The 20,351-nt window shown below is 69.9% G+C and carries 20 protein-coding genes and 1 pseudogene; 10 read left to right on the top strand and 11 right to left on the bottom strand.

Annotation, left to right across the window (positions count from 1 at the left end):
• Positions 1 to 12 precede the first annotated feature (12 nt).
• On the top strand, positions 13 to 678 hold the full coding sequence (gene msrA, locus ACH4EW_RS02170; protein ID WP_398250170.1) for a peptide-methionine (S)-S-oxide reductase MsrA: 666 nt from the start codon (positions 13 to 15) through the stop codon (positions 676 to 678).
• Between the two features lie 296 nt (positions 679 to 974).
• Here the strand turns inward: msrA and gdhA are convergent, their stop codons facing one another.
• A complete protein-coding gene (gene gdhA / locus ACH4EW_RS02165; RefSeq protein ID WP_398250168.1) occupies positions 975 to 2,354 on the bottom strand; it encodes an NADP-specific glutamate dehydrogenase in 1,380 nt (459 codons plus the stop codon).
• 310 nt (positions 2,355 to 2,664) lie between these two features.
• Positions 2,665 to 2,835 carry a hypothetical protein gene (locus ACH4EW_RS02160; RefSeq protein ID WP_398250166.1) on the bottom strand — a complete coding sequence of 57 codons (171 nt, stop codon included), beginning with the start codon at positions 2,833 to 2,835 and terminating at the stop codon, positions 2,665 to 2,667.
• A 125-nt stretch (positions 2,836 to 2,960) separates the two neighbouring features.
• On the opposite strand from ACH4EW_RS02160, the gene ACH4EW_RS02155 reads away from it, so the two are divergent.
• Both ACH4EW_RS02155 and ACH4EW_RS02150 read left to right on the top strand, forming a co-directional pair.
• Positions 2,961 to 4,616, top strand: coding sequence for an ABC transporter permease subunit (locus ACH4EW_RS02155; protein WP_398250164.1), 1,656 nt, complete (start codon positions 2,961 to 2,963; stop codon positions 4,614 to 4,616).
• Positions 4,594 to 4,650 (top strand): annotated as a pseudogene (locus ACH4EW_RS02150) (hypothetical protein); the annotation flags it as partial. The gene ACH4EW_RS02155 and the pseudogene ACH4EW_RS02150, both read left to right, overlap by 23 nt.
• Positions 4,651 to 4,858: 208 nt before the next feature.
• Here the strand turns inward: ACH4EW_RS02150 and ACH4EW_RS02145 are convergent.
• The 3 genes from ACH4EW_RS02145 to ACH4EW_RS02135 form a co-directional block, all read right to left on the bottom strand.
• Positions 4,859 to 5,275: an ArsR/SmtB family transcription factor gene (locus ACH4EW_RS02145; RefSeq protein ID WP_398250162.1), complete on the bottom strand. Its 417-nt coding sequence runs from the start codon at positions 5,273 to 5,275 to the stop codon at positions 4,859 to 4,861.
• Between the two features lie 142 nt (positions 5,276 to 5,417).
• Entirely contained in the window at positions 5,418 to 6,677 is a 1,260-nt protein-coding gene (locus ACH4EW_RS02140) for an Ig-like domain-containing protein (RefSeq protein WP_398250160.1), read from the bottom strand.
• Between the two features lie 234 nt (positions 6,678 to 6,911).
• Complete coding sequence (locus ACH4EW_RS02135; RefSeq protein ID WP_398250158.1) at positions 6,912 to 7,337, bottom strand: hypothetical protein; 426 nt, start codon at positions 7,335 to 7,337, stop codon at positions 6,912 to 6,914.
• A gap of 108 nt (positions 7,338 to 7,445) precedes the next feature.
• Between ACH4EW_RS02135 and ACH4EW_RS02130 the strand changes: the two genes are divergently transcribed.
• On the top strand, positions 7,446 to 7,733 hold the full coding sequence (locus tag ACH4EW_RS02130) for a hypothetical protein (RefSeq protein ID WP_398250156.1): 288 nt from the start codon (positions 7,446 to 7,448) through the stop codon (positions 7,731 to 7,733).
• 20 nt (positions 7,734 to 7,753) lie between these two features.
• Here the strand turns inward: ACH4EW_RS02130 and hutH are convergent, their stop codons facing one another.
• The 5 genes from hutH to ACH4EW_RS02105 form a co-directional block, all read right to left on the bottom strand.
• Positions 7,754 to 9,304: a histidine ammonia-lyase gene (gene hutH, locus ACH4EW_RS02125; protein ID WP_398250154.1), complete on the bottom strand. Its 1,551-nt coding sequence runs from the start codon at positions 9,302 to 9,304 to the stop codon at positions 7,754 to 7,756.
• A 78-nt stretch (positions 9,305 to 9,382) separates the two neighbouring features.
• Complete coding sequence (locus tag ACH4EW_RS02120; RefSeq protein ID WP_398250152.1) at positions 9,383 to 10,540, bottom strand: diguanylate cyclase domain-containing protein; 1,158 nt, start codon at positions 10,538 to 10,540, stop codon at positions 9,383 to 9,385.
• A gap of 87 nt (positions 10,541 to 10,627) precedes the next feature.
• Positions 10,628 to 11,440 carry an enoyl-CoA hydratase/isomerase family protein gene (locus ACH4EW_RS02115; protein ID WP_398250150.1) on the bottom strand — a complete coding sequence of 271 codons (813 nt, stop codon included), beginning with the start codon at positions 11,438 to 11,440 and terminating at the stop codon, positions 10,628 to 10,630.
• A gap of 146 nt (positions 11,441 to 11,586) precedes the next feature.
• The gene (locus ACH4EW_RS02110; RefSeq protein ID WP_398250148.1) at positions 11,587 to 12,759 is read right to left on the bottom strand and encodes an adenylate/guanylate cyclase domain-containing protein; all 1,173 of its coding nucleotides are present in this window, start codon (positions 12,757 to 12,759) and stop codon (positions 11,587 to 11,589) included.
• Positions 12,760 to 12,904: 145 nt separating this feature from the next.
• A complete protein-coding gene (locus ACH4EW_RS02105; RefSeq protein ID WP_398250146.1) occupies positions 12,905 to 13,810 on the bottom strand; it encodes a biotin--[acetyl-CoA-carboxylase] ligase in 906 nt (301 codons plus the stop codon).
• Between the two features lie 133 nt (positions 13,811 to 13,943).
• Between ACH4EW_RS02105 and ACH4EW_RS02100 the strand changes: the two genes are divergently transcribed.
• From ACH4EW_RS02100 to ACH4EW_RS02085, 4 genes are all read left to right on the top strand, one after another.
• Positions 13,944 to 15,536, top strand: a complete 1,593-nt coding sequence (locus ACH4EW_RS02100; protein WP_398250144.1) for an acyl-CoA carboxylase subunit beta — start codon at positions 13,944 to 13,946, stop codon at positions 15,534 to 15,536.
• A 14-nt stretch (positions 15,537 to 15,550) separates the two neighbouring features.
• Positions 15,551 to 15,757, top strand: a complete 207-nt coding sequence (locus ACH4EW_RS02095) for an acyl-CoA carboxylase epsilon subunit (RefSeq protein WP_398250142.1) — start codon at positions 15,551 to 15,553, stop codon at positions 15,755 to 15,757.
• Between the two features lie 188 nt (positions 15,758 to 15,945).
• Positions 15,946 to 16,074, top strand: coding sequence for a morphogenic membrane protein MmpB (gene mmpB / locus ACH4EW_RS02090; protein ID WP_093900106.1), 129 nt, complete (start codon positions 15,946 to 15,948; stop codon positions 16,072 to 16,074).
• 158 nt (positions 16,075 to 16,232) lie between these two features.
• The gene (locus ACH4EW_RS02085) at positions 16,233 to 16,844 is read left to right on the top strand and encodes a Maf family protein (protein ID WP_398250140.1); all 612 of its coding nucleotides are present in this window, start codon (positions 16,233 to 16,235) and stop codon (positions 16,842 to 16,844) included.
• 67 nt (positions 16,845 to 16,911) lie between these two features.
• Here the strand turns inward: ACH4EW_RS02085 and ACH4EW_RS02080 are convergent, their stop codons facing one another.
• Positions 16,912 to 17,355, bottom strand: a complete 444-nt coding sequence (locus ACH4EW_RS02080) for a hypothetical protein (protein ID WP_398251233.1) — start codon at positions 17,353 to 17,355, stop codon at positions 16,912 to 16,914.
• A 452-nt stretch (positions 17,356 to 17,807) separates the two neighbouring features.
• Here ACH4EW_RS02080 and ACH4EW_RS02075 point away from each other — a divergent pair, with 452 nt between their 5' ends.
• Both ACH4EW_RS02075 and ACH4EW_RS02070 read left to right on the top strand, forming a co-directional pair.
• Positions 17,808 to 19,562, top strand: coding sequence for an acetyl/propionyl/methylcrotonyl-CoA carboxylase subunit alpha (locus tag ACH4EW_RS02075; protein WP_398250139.1), 1,755 nt, complete (start codon positions 17,808 to 17,810; stop codon positions 19,560 to 19,562).
• Positions 19,563 to 19,728: 166 nt separating this feature from the next.
• Positions 19,729 to 20,328 (top strand): TetR/AcrR family transcriptional regulator, encoded by a 600-nt coding sequence (locus ACH4EW_RS02070; RefSeq protein WP_398250137.1) that lies wholly within the window; start codon positions 19,729 to 19,731, stop codon positions 20,326 to 20,328.
• Positions 20,329 to 20,351 lie beyond the last annotated feature (23 nt).

The raw sequence follows: 20,351 nt of genomic DNA, 5'->3' as shown, positions 1-20,351 counted from the left end.
GAGGAGCCCCGAATGTTCCTGCACCGCCGCACTCCGCAGCTCCCCACCCCCGAGGAGGCCTTGAAGGGCCGCCCCGAGTCCGCATTCGCCGTCCCGTCCAGCCACACGGTCCTCGGCAACCCATTGCTGGGCCCGTACCCGGAGGGCCTGGAGGTCGCGGACTTCGCGCTGGGCTGTTTCTGGGGCGCCGAGCGCAAGTTCTGGCAGACGGACGGCGTCTGGACGACGCTCGTCGGCTACCAGGGCGGCTACACGGAGAACCCCACGTACGAAGAGGTGTGCTCGGGCCTGACCGGCCACACCGAGGCCGTCCGCGTCGTCTTCGACCCGAAGACCGTCTCGTACGCCGAGTTGCTGAGGCTGTTCTGGGAGTCCCACGACCCGACCCAGGGCTTCCGCCAGGGCAATGACGTCGGTACGCAGTACCGCTCGGCGATCTACACCCACTCCCCCGAGCAGGCGGCAGCGGTGGCGGCCTCCCGCGAGGCGTACCAGAAGGTCCTCACGGGCTCCGGCTACGGCGAGATCACCACGGAGATCCTCCCGGCCGAGGGCCGCACGTTCTGGCCCGCCGAGGCGTACCACCAGCAGTACCTGGACAAGAACCCGGCGGGCTACTGCGGGATCGGCGGCACGGGCGTGGCCTGCCCGGTAGGGATCGCTCCGGCTGGAGAGTGACAGACTGCCCGCCCGCCGAGTGCCCCTGCTTGCTTTTGGCCGGCGGGCACGTCTGCACTGATTCAACCGTGCGCGTTGTGGCGTGCTCCGATGTGGCAGTCCCCACCGAGCCACCGGAACGGGATACTCCGGTTGGCTGACAGAAGCCGACTTCGACCTCGCGGCCCGGATCGACCAGATTGCCGACGCGCACGGGGCCCAGCCACTCGACGACTGACCCTCTCGCCCGCTTCCTGACCGGCCATCGGCCCGGCCCGGCGGGCGGCCGGGCCGATGGCGTCGCCGGACTGCTTGGGTCAGATGAGCCCCTGCGCCAGCATCGCGTCCGCGACCAGTTCGAAGCCGGCGATGTTGGCGCCGACCACGTAGTTGCCGGGGCTGCCGTAGCGCTCGGCGGTTTCGTAGCAGGAGTCGTGGATGTGGCGCATGATCTGTGCGAGGCGTTCCTCGGTGTGGGCGAAGGTCCAGGAGTCGCGCGAGGCGTTCTGCTGCATTTCCAGGGCGCTGGTGGCCACCCCGCCCGCGTTGGCAGCCTTGCCGGGGGCGAAGGCGACGCCCGCCTCCTGGAGGACGCGTACGGCCTCCGGTGTGGTGGGCATGTTGGCGCCCTCGGCGACCGCCTTCACACCGTTGCGGACGAGGGCCAGGGCGTCGGCCTCGTGCAGTTCGTTCTGGGTGGCGCAGGGCAGGGCCACGTCGCAGGGGACGTTCCAGACGCCGGTGCCGGGGACGTACGTGACGTGCTCGCCGCGGCGCGCGGCGTACTCGGAGATCCGGCCGCGGCCGGCCTCCTTGATCTCCTTGAGCAGGGCGAGGTCGATGCCCTTGTCGTCCACGACGTAGCCGTTGGAGTCGGAGCAGGTCACGACGGTCGCGCCGAGCTGCTGGGCCTTCTCGACGGCGTAGATCGCGACGTTGCCGGAGCCGGAGACGACGATGCGCTGTCCGTCGAGGGACTCGCCGCGGCTGCGCAGCATCTCGGCAGTGAAGAGCACGCAGCCGTAGCCGGTCGCCTCGGTGCGGGCCTGGGAGCCGCCCCAGCCGAGGCCCTTTCCGGTGAGGACTCCGGACTCGTAGCGGTTGGTGATCCGCTTGTACTGGCCGAACAGGTAGCCGATCTCACGGCCGCCGACGCCGATGTCACCTGCGGGGACATCGGTGTACTCACCGAGGTGTCGGTGGAGTTCGGTCATGAACGACTGGCAGAACCGCATGATCTCGGCGTCGGAGCGGCCCTTCGGGTCGAAGTCCGCGCCGCCCTTGCCGCCGCCGATGGGCATGCCGGTGAGCGCGTTCTTGAAGATCTGCTCGAAGCCGAGGAACTTCACGATGCCGAGGTTGACCGAGGGGTGGAAACGCAGCCCGCCCTTGTACGGGCCGAGCGAACTGTTGAACTCGACGCGGAAGCCGCGGTTGACGTGGATGTCCCCGGAGTCGTCCGACCACGGCACGCGGAAGATGAGCTGACGCTCCGGTTCGCAGACGCGCTCGATGATCCGGGCGTCCACGAACTCCGGCCGCTTGGCGAGGACGGGGCCGAGGGTCTCCAGGACCTCCCGTACCGCCTGATGGAACTCCTTCTCGCCCTGGTTGCGGCGGAGTATCTCCGCGTACAGCGGCTCGATGACGCGGCTCTCGGTGGCGTGCGGGCTTACGTGTTCAGGGGTGGTCTGCATCTGATCAAGACCTTCCATGGGTCGGCATCGCGCGCGAAGGTTGCCCCGTCGTGGAGGCACCTGCGGTCCCCCTCCCCATTGAGGTCGTCGCCCAGACATCGCACGCTCTGCGGCTCACGAAAGCGACGTACAGAACCGTTGTGGCGTGTCGATTCTCCCAGGGGCTCCGGAACATCTTCCATAGCATCCACATATTGGGCCGGTTCCCCGGGTGCGTGGCAAGGTCACCGGGCCTGCCGCTCGCCCGGTCCGCCCAAGGAATTCGGTGGATCGGACGACCGGGAGCGGCGCGCCCCGGCCGTGTCGAAGCTCACGTGTCGGCCGGGCGGCGCAGCATCCACAGCCCCGCTCCCGACGCGAGCACGACCACGCCGGAGACAACGCTCAGCACGATCTGCAGGCCGCTGTCCTTCACGCCCAGATTGAAGAAGAGGTTCGCGGCGGTCGCGGCGACGAGCACGGTCCAGAGCAGCGGTTTCATGGGGTTCCTTCATGGTTGGTGATGAATGCATTCTCTCGGCACGTATCCGCCGTCACGAGGGACCGGTCTCCCGGAAGCATGGTGTAGCCAGCTGCACCACGGTTCCGGGGCACAAGGAGTGCGCTGTGGCCGGTCCAAGCAGCGGCCGCGCCCCGGCGGATGACGAACTCTCCTCTTGCGCAAGGGAAGTCGACCCGGTCGTGCCACTGGTGCAACCGCCCTTATTTGCGTATCGACGCAATAAGCGGCTACCGGCAGCAGCTCGCAACCCCTCGCAACTGCCCTACGACGCGGCGCGCAGCCTGCTGCGCATGTTCGTCGCGCTGGCCGCCGCGACCGTCTTCACCTTCGCGTACGCCTATGCGGCGGCCAAGAGCCGCAGGCTGGAGCGGATCCTGATCCCGGCGCTGGACATCTTGCAGTCGGTGCCGGTGCTGGGCTTTCTGACCGTGGCGGTGACCGGGTTCATCGCTCCGTTTCCCGGCTCGATGCTGGGCCTGGAGTGCGCGTCGATCTTCGCGATCTTCACCTCGCAGGCGTGGAACATGACGTTCGGCTTCTATCACTCGCTGATCTCGCTGCCGCGTGAACTCGACGAGCTCTCCCGCTCGTTCCGCTTCACCCGGTGGATGCGGTTCTGGAAGGTGGAGCTGCCGTCCGGAGCGATCGGCCTGGTGTGGAACGGCATGATGAGTTTCGGCGGCGGCTGGTTCTTCCTGGTGGCGTCCGAGGCGATCAGCATCAACGACAAGGACTACGCACTGCCCGGCGTCGGGTCGTACGCCGGTGCCGCGATCGCCGACGGTGACCTGATCAGGGTCGGCTGGGCGATCGCCACCATGGCGGTCATGGTCGTCGGTGTGAACTTCCTGTTCTGGCGCCCGCTGACCGCGTGGGCCGAGCGGTTCAAGAACGAGCAGTCCGAAGCCACCGAGGTGCAGCGCTCCGTCGTACTGGACTTCCTGCGCCGTTCCAGCTGGCCGCAGTTGCTGGGGCGTGTGCTGCGCCCGGCCGGGCAGGTCATCAACCGTATGGGCCGGATCTTCGGTATGGACGACCGGCCGCTGGTCTTCGACTCGGCACGGCGGCGCACCGGCGACCTCGTCTTCACGCTGTCGGCGGGCGGACTGATCGCATGGGGCCTGTTCGATCTCGGCCGCTATATCCACGACAGGACGGGGCTGGGGGTCTTCGGTGAGCCGCTGCTGCTGGGCGTTGCCACCCTCGCCCGGGTCATCGTCCTCGTGGTGGTCGCGACGGTGATCTGGGTGCCGGTCGGGGTGCGGATCGGCTTCTCACCGAAGCTGACGCGTATCGCCCAGCCGGTCGTTCAGGTCCTGGCCAGTTTTCCCGCCAACTTCCTCTTCCCGCTCGCGGTCTGGTTCTTCCTCAGGACGGGGGGCGGAGAACCTGCGCGGCGAACTGATGGAACTGTGGGAGTCGGGCCAGTTCCCGACCCGCGCCATCGTGTTGGTCACCCACAACATCGAAGAAGCGGTCCTGATGGCCGACCGGATCGTCGTACTCGGCTCCCGCCCCTACGGCACCATCCGGGAGACCTTCGAGGTCGGCCTGGCCCGCCCGCGCGACCGCGACTCCGAGGCCTTCGACGATCTCATCGACCGCGTCTACCGCACGATGACCGGACGGCCCAAGGAGACCCGGCTGCCCGGCCGCCCCGAAGGCATCGGGCCGGACAAGCGCACGGCCGCCAACACCCCCCCTGCCCACAGCCGGCGGCAGAACCCCGACGGCACCCTGCGCGCCGGATTCTTCCGTGACGTACTCGCCCACCACTTCACCAGCGAACAGGTCACCCAGCAGCTGGAGGTGGCCACCGACTGGGGCCGCTACGCCGAGCTGTACTCCTACGACGCCGAACCGCAGGAATACCACCTCGACCAGGACACCCCGCACGCCGACGGCGTCCTCCCGTTCCGGAAGGAGTAGCCATGGACCGCATGGAACCGGCAGTCGTCTCCGCGTCCTGGCGACAGATGGCGTAGGCCGTGTCCGGACCGCCCTACCGCCCGGCCACCGGCCGGAGCCGGGCAGGCATGGGACGGACGCGGGCCGGCTGCTCCTGCGCAGTCGCGACCGTCGCCGCCTGCGAGCCCTCGGAGTCGGCCGCACGCTCGGCTTCGTCCACCACCAGCGACGCCTCCTCCAACAGCCCCCGGACGTGCGCCCCGGCCGCCCGGTAGAAGATACGGGTGCCCTCGCGCCGGGAAGTGACCAGACCGGCCGCCCGCAGCCTTGCCAGATGCTGGGAGGTCGCGGCGACGTGCGCGCCCAGCATGTTCGCGAGCGTGCTCACCGGCAGCTCCCGCTGGCTCAACGTCCACAGCAGCCGGTAGCGCGTCGGATCGGCCACCGCCTTCAGCACCGCCACCGCCCGTTCGGCTCCGGCTGCGTCCCACGGCGTAACTTGCGTTTCCATGCAAATATCGTAACCGCTGGTCCCACAGACTGCCGGACGCCTCTGCGAACGCCGAAGGCGGCGGCGCCGCGGATCCGAGGGGATCCGGGTGCCGCCGCCTTCGTGCGGAACTCGGGACTGCGGGACGGGAGGTGCGTGCGGATCAGGCCTGGGAGCCCGCCGTCCACTCCGCCCAGCTCATGTTCCAGCCGTTGAGGCCGTTGTCGGGGGTGATGGTCTTGTCCGGGGAGTTCTTGACGATGACCACGTCGCCGACCATGGAGTTGTCGTAGAACCAGGCGGCGGGCTGGTTGGGGTCGCCCGCGCCCTTCACGTCGGCGAGGCCGACGCAGCCGTGGCTGGTGTTGGCGCTGCCGAAGATCGACCGCGCGCCCCAGTAGTTGCCGTGGAGGAAGGTGCCCGAGGTGGACAGCCGCATGGCGTGCGGCACGTCCTTGATGTCGTACTCGCCCTTGCCGTCGGCGTCGGTGAAACCGACCGTCGCACCGTTCATCCGGGTCTCCTTGAACTTCTCGGAGATCACCATCTGCCCGTTGTACGTGGGGTTGTCGGGGGAGCCGGCAGATATCGGAATGGTCTTGATCGTCTTGCCGTCCCGGGTGACGGTCATCATCTTCGTGGCGGCGTCGACCGTCGAGACCTGGTTGCGGCCGACCTTGAAGTTGACCGTCTTCTGCTGCACTCCGAAGACGCCGTCCGCGCCCTCGACGCCGTCCAGCGCGAGCTTCAGCGTGACGTCGGAGCCGCTCTTCCAGTACTCCTCGGGACGCAGGTCGAGACGCTGGGAGTTGAACCAGTGGCCGACGACTTCCTGACCGCTGCTGGACGTCACGGTGATTGCGTCCTGGACGGCCTTCTTGTTCGTGATCGGCTTGTTGAAGTTGATCGAGACCGGCATGCCGACGCCGACCGTGGAGCCGTCCTCGGGCGTGAAGTTGCCTATGAAGCTGTTGGCGGGCGACACGGTGGTGAACGAGGAGTTCTCGTGCGCCTCGCGGCCCTTGGAGTCCTTGGCCGTCGCACTGATCTTGTACGTGGTCGAGCGCTCCAGCTGGACGTCCGGCTTCCAGCTCTTGCCGTCGGCGGCGAGCGTGCCCTTGACGGCCGCGCCGGCCGACGTGGTCATGGCGACCTGGGACAGCGTGCCCTTGGCGACGGTGACCTTGGCGTCGTTGTTGATGCTCGCGTTGGTCGCACCGTTCTTCGGCGAGATCGTGATCTGCGCTTCCGACGCGTCCTGGGCAGCGGCCCTGTCCGCCTCGGCCGCCTGCGACTGCTTCGAGTTCCCGGCGCTCGCGCCGCCGTCGTTGCAGGCAGTGAGCACCAGAACACCACCGAGCAGTGCGGACGCGGCCATCAGACCCTTGCGCCGCTTACTGACCGTCATCACACGCTTCTCCATCGTTGCCTAATCCCCAAAAACCCCGAACAGAGCCGCCGGCGACCGGCGTAACCCGTCAATGTTCCAAGAACCCATGGAAAGGGTCCTCCGTTCCACATCCACGAGAGATGTGGGGAACAACACTCATCGACGCATCCGCGTCGCTGGTGGTTCCCGATGCCGGTCGCGTACAGGCGACCGGTACGCACGACGGCCCCGGCCCGCCGAAAGCGGGCCGGGGCCGTGGCTCACTTGCTAGACCGGCCGCTCCGCACCGCCGCTCACGCCGCTGTGCTCGCCGCCGTCCTCACCATTGTGCGGCATGTCGCCGTCGCCTCCCTCGTCGTCCACTTCGTGCTCGTCGTCGTCGAGGTCCCAGGCGTCCAGGTCGTCCGGGTCGTAGTCGACGGTCTCACTGCTCCAGGACGCCTGGGCGAGCTCGACCCCCGGCACCTCACTGACCAGGTCGAACGGGTCGATGAGGGAGGCGAGGGCCTCCGCGTCGTCCTCCCGTACGGCCGCCTCGGCCTGCATGCGTTCCGCGGCGGACTGGCCGCCCGGCTCTCCGTACTCGGCGGCGATGGACTCCAGCGCGGTACCGCTGAGGGCGGCGGGGTCCGTGATCTCCAGCACCATTTCGACCTGAAGTCGAACAAACCGTGATGTCTCAGAAGTGCTCATGTGCCGGAGCGTAAGCTCCCCGCCCTCTCGACTTTCCTGCGACCCGCTGCTTTCACTAGCATCGGTGCACAGGCCTGACTCACGGCTGTGACAAGGGAGATCGATTCCGTGGCCGCTGCTCGCCGCCCGCTTCTGACCGCCACCGCCGCGGGCACTCTGCTGGCCGCCCTGTGGTTCGTACCGTCCGCCAACGCGACGGACGAGTCGGCCGACGCACCGGCCGCACGGAGCCAACAGATCACCACCACCGTGGACACCGCGAGCGGCCCGAGGCTCGCCGACACCGGGACCGGGGTCGACACCACCCCGTATCTGATCGGCGGCACGGCGTTCCTGGGCATCGGCGCAGCGTTCGTCACCTACTCGGTACGCCGCGCCGGCGCCCTGTCCGCCTGAACAGGCCAGGATTTTCAGTTCTAGGCCAGCGGTCCGGTCACCGGCTCGACCGCCGCGACCAGCTTGCCCGCACGTACGAACGCGTCCGCCGCGGCCAGGTCCGGTGACAGGAAGCGGTCCGGTCCCGGCCCCTCGACACCTGCCGCACGCAGCGCGTCGATGGCGGCCTGTGAGGCGGGCGCGGGGGTGAGGCCCTGGGCGGCGCGCAGTTCGATGGCACGGGTCGCAGCGTACAGCTCGACGGCGACGATCCGGGCGAGGTTGTCGACGGCCGTACGGAGCTTGCGCGCCGCCGACCAGCCCATGGAGACGTGGTCCTCCTGCATCGCGGAGGACGGGATGGAGTCGGCCGACGCAGGGGCGGCGAGCCGCTTCATCTCGCTGACCAGGGCGGCCTGGGTGTACTGGGCGATCATCAGGCCCGAGTCCACACCGGCGTCTTCGGCGAGGAACGGCGGCAGTCCGTGCGAACGGTTCTTGTCCAGCAGCCGGTCGGTACGGCGCTCGGTGATCGAACCCAGGTCGGCCGCGACGATCGCCAGGAAGTCGAGCACGTAGGCGACGGGGGCGCCGTGGAAGTTCCCGTTGGACTCGACCCGGCCGTCGGGCAGCACGACGGGGTTGTCCACGGCGGAGGCCAGCTCGCGGCCCGCGACGATCGCGGCGTAGTCGAGGGTGTCGCGTCCGGCGCCGTTGACCTGGGGCGCGCAGCGCACGGAGTAGGCGTCCTGCACTCGGGGCGCGTCGTCCTGATGGTGGCCGGTGAGGCCTGAACCGGCCAGGACCCGCAGCATGTTGTCGGCGCTGACGCCCTGGCCCGGGTGCGGGCGGATGGCGTGCAGTTCCGGGGCGAGCACCTTGTCCGTGCCGAGCAGCGCCTCCAGGGAGAGGGCGGCGGTGATGTCGGCGCAGGTGTAGAGGTTCTTCAGGTCGGCCAGGGCCATGACGAGCATGCCGAGCATGCCGTCGGTGCCGTTGAGGAGGGCAAGGCCCTCCTTCTCGCGCAGCTCGACCGGGGTGATGCCATGGGCGGCGAGCAGCTCGCCGGCGGGACGCACGGTGCCGTCGGGGCCCTCCGCGTCGCCCTCGCCCATCAGCGTCAGGGCGCAGTGGGAGAGCGGGGCCAGGTCGCCGGAGCAGCCGAGCGAGCCGTACTCGTGGACGACGGGTGTGATGCCCGCGTTGAGGACGTCGGCCATGGTCTGCGCGACCTCGGGCCGTACGCCGGTGCGCCCGGAGGCGACCGTCTTCAGCCGCAGGAACATCAGGGCGCGGACGACCTCGCGCTCGACCCGCGGGCCCATGCCGGCGGCGTGCGAGCGGACGATGTTGCGCTGGAGCTGTGCGCGGAGATCCTGGCTGATGTGCCGTGTGGCCAGCGCCCCGAAGCCGGTGGAGACGCCGTAGACCGGCTCGGGCTTGGCGGCGAGCGCGTCCACGATCTCGCGGGCGGCGGCGAGTGCGCTCACGGCGGCCGCGGAGAGCTCGACGCGAGCGTTGCCGCGGGCCACGGCGATGACGTCCTGGGCGGTGGTACCGGACGTCCCCACCACGACTGTATGCATATCCATATTCAGAAGCGTACGGATTGAATCCGTTCATGTCACTAGTGGTTGAGCGGTTGGCCCCTTACCGATTCGGTCGCACGGTCAGGGGCGGCTGCCGCGCAGGTGGCGGCGGTCGTGCGGGGACTTCGGCGGCGCGTCGGCCAGCCGGATCACCTCGCCGTCGCGCCCCGCCACCACCGGCTTCGCGGACCGGGCCGCCTTGGCCCGGTACTGGGCCGCGTCCGCCAGCCGGAACAGCCGCCGCGCCGAGACCACCGGGCCGATCGGATCACCGGTCGACGCGATCCCGCACGCCACCCCGTCACCGAGCTCCAACCCGGTCGACCGTTCGCAGAGTTCGGTGGCCACCCGGATCACGTCGTCCACCTCGGGGCCCACCGAGAGGAGGCAGAACTCGTCGCCGCCGAGCCGGGCCGCGAGCGCACCGGGCAGCATGGCACCGCAGCGGGACAGCACCGAGCCGAAACGTTCCAGCAGACGGTCGCCGACCGCATGGCCGAGGGTGTCGTTGACCCGCTTCAGACCGTTGAGGTCGCAGACGACCAGGCTGACCACCGAGCCTTCCGTCCGGTGCCGCTCCACCGCCTCGTCGAGCCGCACGTCGACGGCGCGGCGGTTGGCCAGCCCGGTAAGCGGATCGGTGAAGGCGAGCTTGCGGACCTCTTCGAGCCGCTCGGTCTGGGAGATCCCGGCGGCGACGACCGAGGCCAGCACGGTCGCGAAGTCCGCGTCCTCGCGCCCGAACACCGGCATCCCCACCGGGCGGGCCACATAGAGCTCGCCCCAGGCCCGCCCGTGCAGCACGATCGGCGCGACCACACAGCAGCCGCGCCCGCGCCGACGCAGGGCAGCCACCCGCTGCCGGTAGTACCGAGCCCCGTACCCCCGTGCCCCCGGCAACCCGTCCGCCGGGTCGTCAGCGGCCTGCACCCAGGCGTCCGGCTCACCGCCGCCGGCCCACCGTTCGTGCAGGAACTCGGTGATCTCCGGGAACTGGTGCACCGGATACGTCTCCTCATCGGGGAACTCCTCCTCCCCCTCGGCCCGTTCGCCCGCGTTCACCAGCACGCGCAGCCGCCCGCGCTCGCGCTCCCACACGGAGAGCGCGGCGAAACTGCCGCCCAACGCCTCGCACGCCCCCAGCGCAGCCGCTCGCCACGACCCCCGCGGGGTGTGCGCCGCCGCCATCGTCTGCGCAAGCGAAACCACGGCCCTCAGCCGCGCATCATCACCACCCATCGCTACAGCTTATGTAGTTTTGTGGTGATTTGATCAGCTTGAGACATCGACGATGCCCGCTGCGTGTCCCTTGGTCGCGGCACTAGGTCACTCACCGGGCCAGTTCGGCTTCCTCTTCTCGTTGAACGCGGCCACCCCCTCGGCCCGGTCACCGGAGAAGGCCACCGAACGCCAGGCGGCGTCCTCGACTTCGAGTCCGGTCCGCAGATCGACGCCCTGCCCGAGCCGCAGCGCACGCTTGGCGGCCCGCAGCCCCACCGGGGAGTTGGCGGCGATCCGGCCCGCGAGCGCCAGCGCGGCCTCGCGGTCCCGCCCCGCCTCCACCAGCTCGTCCACCAGCCCCGCATCACGGGCCTCGGCCGCCTCCACCCGCCGGGCCGTGAAGACCAGCTCGGCGGCGCGTGCCGCACCGATCCGCCGCGGCAGCAACTGCGTACCGCCGCCGCCCGGGATGACACCGACCGACACCTCGGGCAGGCCCACCACGGCCGTGCGGTCGGCGACGATCAGATCGCAGGACAGCGCCAGCTCGAATCCGCCGCCGAGCGCGAAGCCGTGCACGGCCGCGATCGTCGGCATCGGCAGTTCGAGCACGCCGGTGTAGGCGGCGCGGGCGGTGGGTCGCTGACGCAGCAGCTCGGCGTCGGTGAAGGAATTGCGCTCCTTCAGGTCCGCACCCACACAGAAGGCCCGCTCATGGCTGGAAGTGAGGACGGTGACCCGTACGCCCGGGTCGGCGGCGAGCGCGGCGCAGGCCGCGTTGATCGAGCGGGCCATGTCCGTGGACACGGCGTTCATCGCCTTGGGCCGGTCGAGGACCAGCTCGGCGACGTGTTCCTGCCCCTCGTGGACCCGTACGACGACGAATTCCCCGAACCGCTGCTCGGATGTGACGGTCATGACTTCACCCCTCCGGTTACGACCTCGCCCACGATTGTCAGCGGCGTCGCGGTGCCAGTCGCGGGGGAGGTCGTCAACGATCGTTACCGGAGGGATCCTATGGGTCGCCCCGGACAGCGGTCCCGGGTGAGTTCAGGCCTCGTGGATCAGGACGTACCCCGGCGCGCCAGCAGCCAGGGCTCCACGACGCCGAGTCCGCGCACCGGGCGCTGCCACATCGGTTGCAGCCCGTAGCGGTACCGCGGCACGGCCGCCGGCTCCACGCCCTCCCGGCGCTCCCTCTCGGCCGCCGCGGCCGCCTCCGCGGCCTGCGCCTCGGAGGCCGGGGCGTCGCCGGTACGGGTCAGCTCCTGGGCGAACGCCCCGTCCACCAGCACGGCGTCCTTCGGCGCTATCGAGGTCAGCCGGCTGGCGAGGTTCACCGTCGTACCGAAGACATCGCCCATTCGGGTGGTGACCGTGCCGAATGCGATGCCGACACGCAGCGCGGGCATGGTCTCGTCCTGGGTCATCGCCTCGATCAGGCGCAGCGCGATCTCGGCCGCGGTGCCCGCGTCGTCGGCGGCGTAGAGGACCTCGTCACCGAGGGTCTTGATGAGCCGGCCGCCGTGGGCGGCGACCAGGTCGGCGCAGGTGGTCTCGAACGCCTCGACCAGCTCGCCGAGTTCCTCCTCCTCCAGCCGCCGGGTCAGCCGGGTGAACCCGACGAGGTCGGCGAAGCCGACGGCCAGGCGCCGGTCGACCATCTCCTCGTCGTCGGCGGCCTGCACGACCCGGCCGGTGGCGGCGGCCAGCTGGCGCCGCCACACGTAGATCAGGAACTCCTCCAGCTCCGGGAGGAGCAGCTCGACCAGCGGGTACGTGACCTCGGTCCGGGTCATTCCGGGCTCGGGCGGCTCGGTCAGCCCCTCCAGGAAGGAATCGATCTGCCACTCCGCCAGCCGGGCAGTGGTCTGCCCGGTGGACCGGGCCACCTGGATCGCCATCGGCTCGCTCAGCAGCCCTGCCTCGACGAGACCGGCGAGCCGGCGCAGCGCCAGCACATCGGCCTCGGTGAGGGCCCTGGCCTGCCCGATGTCGGCGAAGCCCATGGCCCGCCAGAACCGGGAGGCCAGGTCCATCGAGACACCGGCGGTACGGGCCGCCTGGAACGGCGTGTAGCGACGGTCGGCGCCCAGGATCAGCTGTTCCAGCCGGATCGCGAGGGGATCGTCGGTCGGTTCCGCCGTATGGTCGACTTCGTGATGCGGTGTCGGGTGGACCGAGGGGTCCGACGAGGGCTCCTCGCCCGCACCGGAGGTCGTGTCGTCGACGGTCACCAGCCGCCTCCTGCCCGTTCCCTGCGCACTGCCCTGCCGATCTGTCGGTGGATCGCCTCAACGATACGGCAGGTGTGCCGTGGCTCACGTCCCTCAGTCTTCCGGGAATGTTCGCGGGGACGGTCGCGCGCACGACGCCGCCGTCTCAGACCGGGCCGCCCCCGACGCCTCGCAGGTGCACGATGTCGCCCGCCGATACGGGTTCCTGGAGGCCGTCGTCGGTGGACAGGATCAGCCGGCCGTCACCGTCGATCGCCACGGCCTCGCCGGTGAGCGTGCGGCCGCCCGGCAGCTGGGCCCGTACCCTCCGGCCGAGTGTCGCGCAGCCCGCCGCGTACGCCTCCTGCAGGCCGCTCGCCGCCGCGTCGCCGTCCGCCGCGCGCCACTGGACGTACCAGTGGTCCAGCGAGCGCAGTACACCCCGCAGCAGCGTCTCGCGGTCGGTGGAGACCGCTCCGGCCAGGGCCAGCGAGGCTGCCGTGGGTACGGGGAGCTCATCGGCGCGCAGGGAGACGTTGAGGCCGATACCCACGACGACTCCATTCCCGGCGCGCTCGGCCAGGATGCCGCCCGCCTTGCGTTCCTCGCCCAGTGGGGTCTGGCCCGGGCGGAGCTTGCCGGAGTCCTCGGGGACGGTCACGAGGAGGTCGTTGGGCCACTTCAGCGCCGTGTCCACGCCTGCCGCGCGGGCCAGGCCCGTCGCCGTCGCGACGCCCGCGAGCAGCGGCAGCCAGCCCCACCGCTGGACAGGGACGTCGCCCGGTGTCAGAAAGACGGAGAAGAACAGGCCCGAGCGGGCCGGAGCCGTCCAGGTGCGGTCGAGACGGCCGCGGCCCGCGGTCTGTTCCTCGGCGACCAGCACGGCGCCTTCGGCGAGCCCCGCCGCCGCGCGCCGGGCGAGATCGGAGTTGGTGGACCCGGTGGTCTCCACGACGTCGAGCGAGGTCCACAGTCCGCCCGGTCGCAGCAGCCCGCGGCGCAGCGCGGCGACGTTCAGGGGCGGACGGTCCAGGTCCGACCAGCGGCTGTGAAACGCATCCGAAGGTGTCATGCAAGCCAGACTAGGTGTGGCAAACGACGCACTGCCGAACCGTATGCACGCCGATACGCTACGGACCAGTAGGTGTTCAGTACCTGACCAGCAGCAAAGTCGTCCCCGTGACCAGGCAGGGAGCCGCCACCCGATGTCCGAGCCGGAAGAGATCGACATCCACACCACCGCGGGCAAGATCGCGGACCTGCAGCGCCGTATCGACGAGGCAACGCACGCGGGCTCCGAGCGTGCGGTCGAGAAGCAGCATGCAAAGGGCAAGTTGACCGCCCGCGAGCGGATCGACCTGCTGCTCGACGAGGGTTCCTTCGTGGAGCTCGACGAATTCGCCCGGCACCGCTCCACCAGCTTCGGCATCGAGAAGAACCGCCCGTACGGAGACGGCGTCGTCACCGGCTACGGCACGGTCGACGGCCGTCCCGTCTGCGTGTACTCGCAGGACTTCACCATCTTCGGCGGATCGCTCGGCGAGGTCTACGGTGAGAAGATCGTCAAGGTGATGGACTTCGCGCTGAAGACCGGCTGCCCGGTCATCGGCATCAACGACGGCGGCGGCGCCCGCATCCAGGAAGGTGTGGCCGCGCTCGGTCTGTTCGCGGAGATCTTCCGCCGCAATGTGCACGCCTCGGGCGTCGTCCCGCAGATCTCGCTGATCGTCGGACCGTGCGCGGGCGGCGCGGTCTACTCCCCCGCGATCACCGACTTCACGGTCATGGTCGACCAGACCTCGCACATGTTCATCACGGGCCCCGACGTCATCAAGACCGTCACCGGCGAGGACGTCGGCTTCGAGGAACTCGGCGGCGCCCGCACCCACAACACCACCTCCGGTGTGGCACATCACATGGCGGGCGACGAGAAGGACGTCATCGAGTACGTCAAGTCGCTGCTGTCGTACCTTCCTTCGAACAACCTTTCCGAAGCACCGGCCTTCCCGGAGGAGGCGGACCTCGCCACCACCGACGAGGACCGCGAGCTCGACACCCTCGTCCCGGACTCGGCGAACCAGCCGTACGACATGCACACCGCCATCGAGCACGTGCTGGACGACGGCGAGTTCCTGGAGACCCAGGCCCTGTTCGCGCCGAACATCATCACCGGCTTCGGGCGCGTCGAGGGCTACCCGGTCGGCATCGTCGCCAACCAGCCGATGCAGTTCGCCGGCTGTCTGGACATCAACGCGAGCGAGAAGGCGGCACGGTTCGTCCGCACCTGCGACGCCTTCAACGTGCCCGTCCTGACCTTCGTCGACGTCCCCGGCTTCCTGCCCGGCGTCGACCAGGAGTACGGCGGCATCATCCGCCGCGGCGCCAAGCTGATCTACGCCTACGCGGAAGCGACCGTCCCGCTGATCACGGTGATCACCCGCAAGGCCTTCGGCGGCGCGTACGACGTCATGGGCTCCAAGCATCTGGGCGCCGACATCAACGTCGCCTGGCCGACCGCGCAGATCGCCGTGATGGGCGCGCAGGGCGCCGTGAACATCCTGCACCGCCGCACGATCGCCGCCGTCACGGACCCCGACGAGGCGGAAGCCACCCGCGCCAGACTGATCGCCGACTACGAGGACGCGCTGCTCAACCCGTACGTGGCGGCCGAACGCGGCTACGTCGATGCCGTGATCATGCCGTCCGACACCCGCGCCCACATCGTGAAGGGGCTGCGTCAGCTGCGTACGAAGCGGGAGTCGCTGCCCCCGAAGAAGCACGGCAACATCCCCCTCTAGAAAGGGCCCTGACCATGATCAAGGTCGTACGGGGCAACCCGACCCCGGAGGAGCTGGCTGCCGCACTGGCGGTGGTCCGGGCGCGCGCCGCGGCGACGGCCGATGAGTCGTCCGGCACACCGGCGCTGCCCGGCCAGTGGTCCGACCCAGCGCGTATCGCCCGGCGCGAACGCCGTCTGCCGGGGCCGCGGGCCTGGGCGCGGACGTACTGGCCCGGGTAGTCAGGAGTTACCTGTTCGCGCACGTTTTCGGAGGTCCGGGCCGCTTCGGGGTCCGGACCTCCGGTGTATCTCGACGACAACGCGGCAGATGCGCGTGCCCAACCTTGCGACGCCGCCCCTCATTTGCCGGTCGGTCTGAGTACCTGTACTCAGGCGCGGCATCCGCCCCCCGCAGCAATATCGGTCCCATGCTGTGGTCCGACCCGGAGAACAAGCCGCCGAAGGAACTGCGCGACGCCCAGGACATGATGCGACGCGCGGGGCTGGTGCTTGCGCTCGCGATGGTGGTCGCGATGTTCGTGCTCGGGACGCGGTGAGGGGTGGGGCGGGGCGCGGGGTGGGGCGGGCCGCTGCCCCGGGCCTCGGCCTCACATGCCGGACGGGCCGATTCGTCACCCAGGACGCACTGCGTGGTCGGCCCGGAAGCGGCGATTTACGACCCGGGCGGGTCGGACACCGGCCCGGCCCTTCTACGATGGCGCGTATGACTGATCAGCGCCGTCTCGTGCTCGCCTCCGCCTCCCCCGCCCGTCTCGGCCTTCTGCGGCAGGCCGGATTCGCGCCCGAGGTGGTCGTCAGCGGGGTGGACGAGGACGCGCTGAGCGCCCCGACGCCGGCTGGGCTGGCGCTCGTTCTCGCCGAGGCCAAGGCCGCCGCTGTGGCCGGGCGGCCGGAGGTGGCGGGTGCCCTGGTCATCGGGTGCGACTCGGTACTCGAACTCGACGGCGAGGCGCTCGGCAAGCCGGCCGAAAGCGAGGAGGCCATCGCCCGCTGGAAGTCCATGCGCGGCCGGGCCGGTGTGCTGCAGACCGGCCACAGCGTGATCGACACCGCGACCGGACGTACGGCCTCGGCGACCGCCTCCACGACCGTCCGCTTCGGCGAACCGACGGACGCCGAGATCGCCGCCTACGTGGCCTCGGGCGAGCCGCTCCATGTGGCGGGCGCCTTCACGCTGGACGGCCGCTCGGCGCCGTTCGTCGACTCCATCGAGGGCGACCACGGCAATGTCATCGGGCTCTCGCTGCCGCTGCTGCGCCGGCTGCTGGGCGAGCTGGGTATCTCCGTCACCGAGCTGTGGGTCTGAGACCGGCCGGGTCGCGGGTCTGAGACCGACCGGCAGATGGGGGCGGCCCGAACCGGCCCCATCTGCGTCAGGCCGTAGCAGGAGCGCTGGGTTCGACGTCGTCCACAGGCCGGTCCGCGTCTTTCTCGGGGCCGTACGCCACCAGCGTCAGCACGATCAGCCCGAGCACCACCGTCAGAAACGCGAACGCGGCCCAGCCGACCAGCCCCACCGTCAGCGCGCCCAGCACCCCGTGCACCACGGCACAGATGATGAGGGCGATGCGGCCGACACGGCCGGGGGCCCGGTCGCGGATGCCGGCCAGCAGGAGGACCAGCCCGCACAGCGCCAGATACAGGCCGAAGACGCCGCCCATCGCCCATGTGCCGTTGAACATGGCGGCGGGTTCCAGCCCGGCCAGTGACATGTCCTGGTTCTTGACGACCGTCGCCAGGATGCCGTTGATGACCACGATGCCCACGGCCTCCACGAACAGCACGATCGCGGTCACGAACGCCACCGGTCTGCGCACCACGATGCCCACCCCCTGTTACCTGCAGTACGTGCGATAGCGCGGACCCTACAGGGGGCACCCCCTGCTCCTTAAGAGCTTGGGGGAGGGTAACGCTCCGGACAAGGGCCCGGCGATCTCCGCTCCCGTCCCGTGCCGACGACACGCGCTCGCGCGCTTTCCCCGCACCCCGGTGTCGCACCCCTCGTGCGTCGGGCAAAGAATCGTTCGCCCGTTAGTGGAAACTCCACAAAGAAACACCGGGCACGGCTGCTTGCACTAACAGAGATCTGGACCACACCTCGTGGCTACTGTGCGGTTACGAATCCCGGCGTACCGTGGTGCCACAAGGGATTTCGCGACTTGAGCAAGCCTCGAATCACACTCCGTGTGGGCAAGCTCACCAATGGGGACGGGTCGTAGGGCCGTGTCGGTAGTCCCTAAACTCAGCTTGTTTCAAGGAGGGAGCCATCGTGCGCAAGGTGCTCATCGCCAACCGTGGCGAAATCGCTGTCCGTGTTGCTCGGGCATGCCGGGATGCCGGGATCGGGAGCGTGGCCGTCTACGCCGACCCGGACCGCGACGCTCTGCATGTACGTGCGGCCGACGAGGCATTCGCCCTGGGCGGTGACACCCCGGCCGCCAGCTACCTGGACATGGCCAAGGTGCTCCAGGCTGCCAAGGACTCCGGGGCGGACGCGATCCACCCGGGATACGGCTTCCTGTCGGAGAACGCCGAATTCGCCCAGGCCGTCATCGACGCGGGTCTGACCTGGATCGGCCCGCCGCCGCAGGCCATCCGGGACCTCGGTGACAAGGTCGCCGCCCGTCACATCGCGCAGCGCGCCGGTGCCCCGCTGGTGGCCGGCACGCCCGACCCGGTCGAGGGATCCGCCGAGGTCGTGGCGTTCGCGAAGCAGCACGGGCTGCCGATCGCGATCAAGGCCGCCTTCGGTGGTGGCGGTCGCGGTCTGAAGGTGGCGCGCACGCTGGAGGAGATCCCGGAGCTGTACGACTCCGCGGTCCGTGAGGCCGTTGCGGCGTTCGGCCGCGGGGAGTGCTTCGTGGAGCGCTACCTCGACAAGCCGCGCCACGTCGAGACGCAGTGCCTGGCCGACAGCCACGGCAACGTCGTCGTCGTCTCCACCCGTGACTGCTCGCTCCAGCGCCGCCACCAGAAGCTGGTCGAGGAGGCCCCCGCGCCGTTCCTCTCCGAGGCGCAGAACGCGGAGCTGTACGCGGCGTCGAAGGCCATCCTCAAGGAGGCCGGTTACGTCGGTGCCGGCACCGTGGAGTTCCTCGTCGGCGCGGACGGCACGATCTCGTTCCTGGAGGTCAACACCCGCCTCCAGGTCGAGCACCCGGTCACCGAGGAGGTCACCGGCCTCGACCTCGTGCGCGAGATGTTCCGCATCGCCGACGGCGAGGAGCTCGGCTACGACGACCCGGCCGTGCGCGGGCACTCCTTCGAGTTCCGTATCAACGGCGAGGACCCCGGCCGCGGCTTCCTGCCCGCCCCGGGCACGGTGACCACCTTCGCCCCGCCGAGTGGCCCCGGTGTCCGCCTCGACGCGGGCGTGGAGTCCGGTTCCGTCATCGGCCCCGCCTGGGACTCGCTGCTGGCAAAGCTCATCGTCACCGGCGCGACCCGCGAGCAGGCACTGCAGCGGGCGGCACGTGCGCTGGCCGAGTTCAATGTCGAGGGCATGGCCACCGCCATTCCGTTCCACCGTGCGGTTGTCGCCGACCCGGCGTTCACCAGCGACCCGTTCCGGATCCACACCCGCTGGATCGAGACCGAGTTCGTCAATGACATCAAGCCCTTCACCGCCACCGCCGACGTGGAGGCGGAGGAAGAGGTCGGCCGCGAGACCGTGGTCGTCGAGGTCGGCGGCAAGCGTCTCGAGGTCTCGCTGCCCTCGTCGCTGGGCATGAGCCTGGCCCGTACCGGCCTCGCGGCGGGCGCCAAGCCCAAGCGCCGCGCGGCGAAGAAGAGCGGCTCGGCGGTCTCCGGCGACACCCTGGCGTCCCCGATGCAGGGCACCATCGTCAAGATCGCCGTCGAGGAGGGCCAGCAGGTCGAGGAGGGCGATCTCATCGTCGTCCTGGAGGCCATGAAGATGGAGCAGCCGCTGAACGCGCACCGGGCCGGCACCATCAAGGGACTCGCCGCCGAGGTCGGCAGCTCGGTCTCCTCCGGCGCCGTGATCTGCGAGATCAAGGACTGATAGAGCGGTACCCGACGTTCTGCCGGGGCCCCTGCGGAGTCGTACGGCTCCGCAGGGGCCTTTTGGTGCCGCGACCGGCACTGGTGACCTCCGAAACCATGCGGAGGCATGCGCAGAATGCCCAATGGCATGCTGGACCCTGGGGCGGAAAAGGGAGGACTGCGCAATGGCGATGAGCACGGCACAGACGCCGGCCCGGCCCATGCGTGCCGACGCGCGCCGCAATTACGACCGGCTGCTGAGTGAGGCCCGTACCGCCTTCGCGGAGCACGGAACCGATGCGTCCCTGGAGGACATCGCGCGACATGCGGGCGTGGGGATCGGCACGCTGTACCGGCACTTCCCGAACCGGCACGCGCTGATGAACGCCGTTTTCCAGGAGGCTCTCACCACCCTGATCACCCGTTCCCGTGAACTCGCGGGGGCGGAGCAGCCGTGCGGGAGCCTGGTGGAGTGGCTGGGCGCCATCATCACCCATGCGGGTGAGTACCGCGGAATCGCCCAGGCACTTATATCGACGTCACGGGACGAGACTTCGGCGCTTTCGCAGTGCAATGTGCCGCTGCGCGAGGCGGGGGCGGTGCTGCTGGCGCGGGCGCAAGCGAGCGGGGCCGTGCGGGCGGATGTGTCCATCGACGACCTGATGCAGCTGACGAATGCGATCGCGCTGGCCGCGGAGCAGTCGCCGGATGATCCGGAGTTGGCGGGGCGCCTGCTGATGCTGACCCTGCAGGGGCTGAAGGGGCCGAACGCGGCAGCGGGTTGAGGGAGCGGGGGTGGCCCGGGTGG

The organism is Streptomyces sp. NPDC018000, assembly GCF_044328025.1.
Classification (GTDB): Bacteria; Actinomycetota; Actinomycetes; order Streptomycetales; family Streptomycetaceae; genus Streptomyces.
The sequence above is the reverse complement of the archived record's forward strand: the minus strand, read 5'-3'. Positions and strand labels throughout refer to the sequence as shown.

Excerpts from the sequence above, each read along its gene's own strand:
- gdhA (WP_398250168.1), bottom strand. The coding sequence starts at position 2,354 with ATGCAGACCACCCCTGAACACGTAAGCCCGCACGCCACCGAGAGCCGC.
- ACH4EW_RS02100 (WP_398250144.1), top strand. The coding sequence starts at position 13,944 with ATGTCCGAGCCGGAAGAGATCGACATCCACACCACCGCGGGCAAGATC.
- hutH (WP_398250154.1), bottom strand. The coding sequence starts at position 9,304 with ATGGATATGCATACAGTCGTGGTGGGGACGTCCGGTACCACCGCCCAG.
- mmpB (WP_093900106.1), top strand. The coding sequence starts at position 15,946 with ATGCTGTGGTCCGACCCGGAGAACAAGCCGCCGAAGGAACTGCGCGAC.
- msrA (WP_398250170.1), top strand. The coding sequence starts at position 13 with ATGTTCCTGCACCGCCGCACTCCGCAGCTCCCCACCCCCGAGGAGGCC.
- ACH4EW_RS02135 (WP_398250158.1), bottom strand. The coding sequence starts at position 7,337 with ATGAGCACTTCTGAGACATCACGGTTTGTTCGACTTCAGGTCGAAATG.
- ACH4EW_RS02140 (WP_398250160.1), bottom strand. The coding sequence starts at position 6,677 with ATGGAGAAGCGTGTGATGACGGTCAGTAAGCGGCGCAAGGGTCTGATG.
- ACH4EW_RS02070 (WP_398250137.1), top strand. The coding sequence starts at position 19,729 with ATGGCGATGAGCACGGCACAGACGCCGGCCCGGCCCATGCGTGCCGAC.
- ACH4EW_RS02120 (WP_398250152.1), bottom strand. The coding sequence starts at position 10,540 with ATGGGTGGTGATGATGCGCGGCTGAGGGCCGTGGTTTCGCTTGCGCAG.
- ACH4EW_RS02160 (WP_398250166.1), bottom strand. The coding sequence starts at position 2,835 with ATGAAACCGCTGCTCTGGACCGTGCTCGTCGCCGCGACCGCCGCGAAC.
- ACH4EW_RS02095 (WP_398250142.1), top strand. The coding sequence starts at position 15,551 with ATGATCAAGGTCGTACGGGGCAACCCGACCCCGGAGGAGCTGGCTGCC.
- ACH4EW_RS02085 (WP_398250140.1), top strand. The coding sequence starts at position 16,233 with ATGGCGCGTATGACTGATCAGCGCCGTCTCGTGCTCGCCTCCGCCTCC.
- ACH4EW_RS02145 (WP_398250162.1), bottom strand. The coding sequence starts at position 5,275 with ATGGAAACGCAAGTTACGCCGTGGGACGCAGCCGGAGCCGAACGGGCG.
- ACH4EW_RS02105 (WP_398250146.1), bottom strand. The coding sequence starts at position 13,810 with ATGACACCTTCGGATGCGTTTCACAGCCGCTGGTCGGACCTGGACCGT.
- ACH4EW_RS02115 (WP_398250150.1), bottom strand. The coding sequence starts at position 11,440 with ATGACCGTCACATCCGAGCAGCGGTTCGGGGAATTCGTCGTCGTACGG.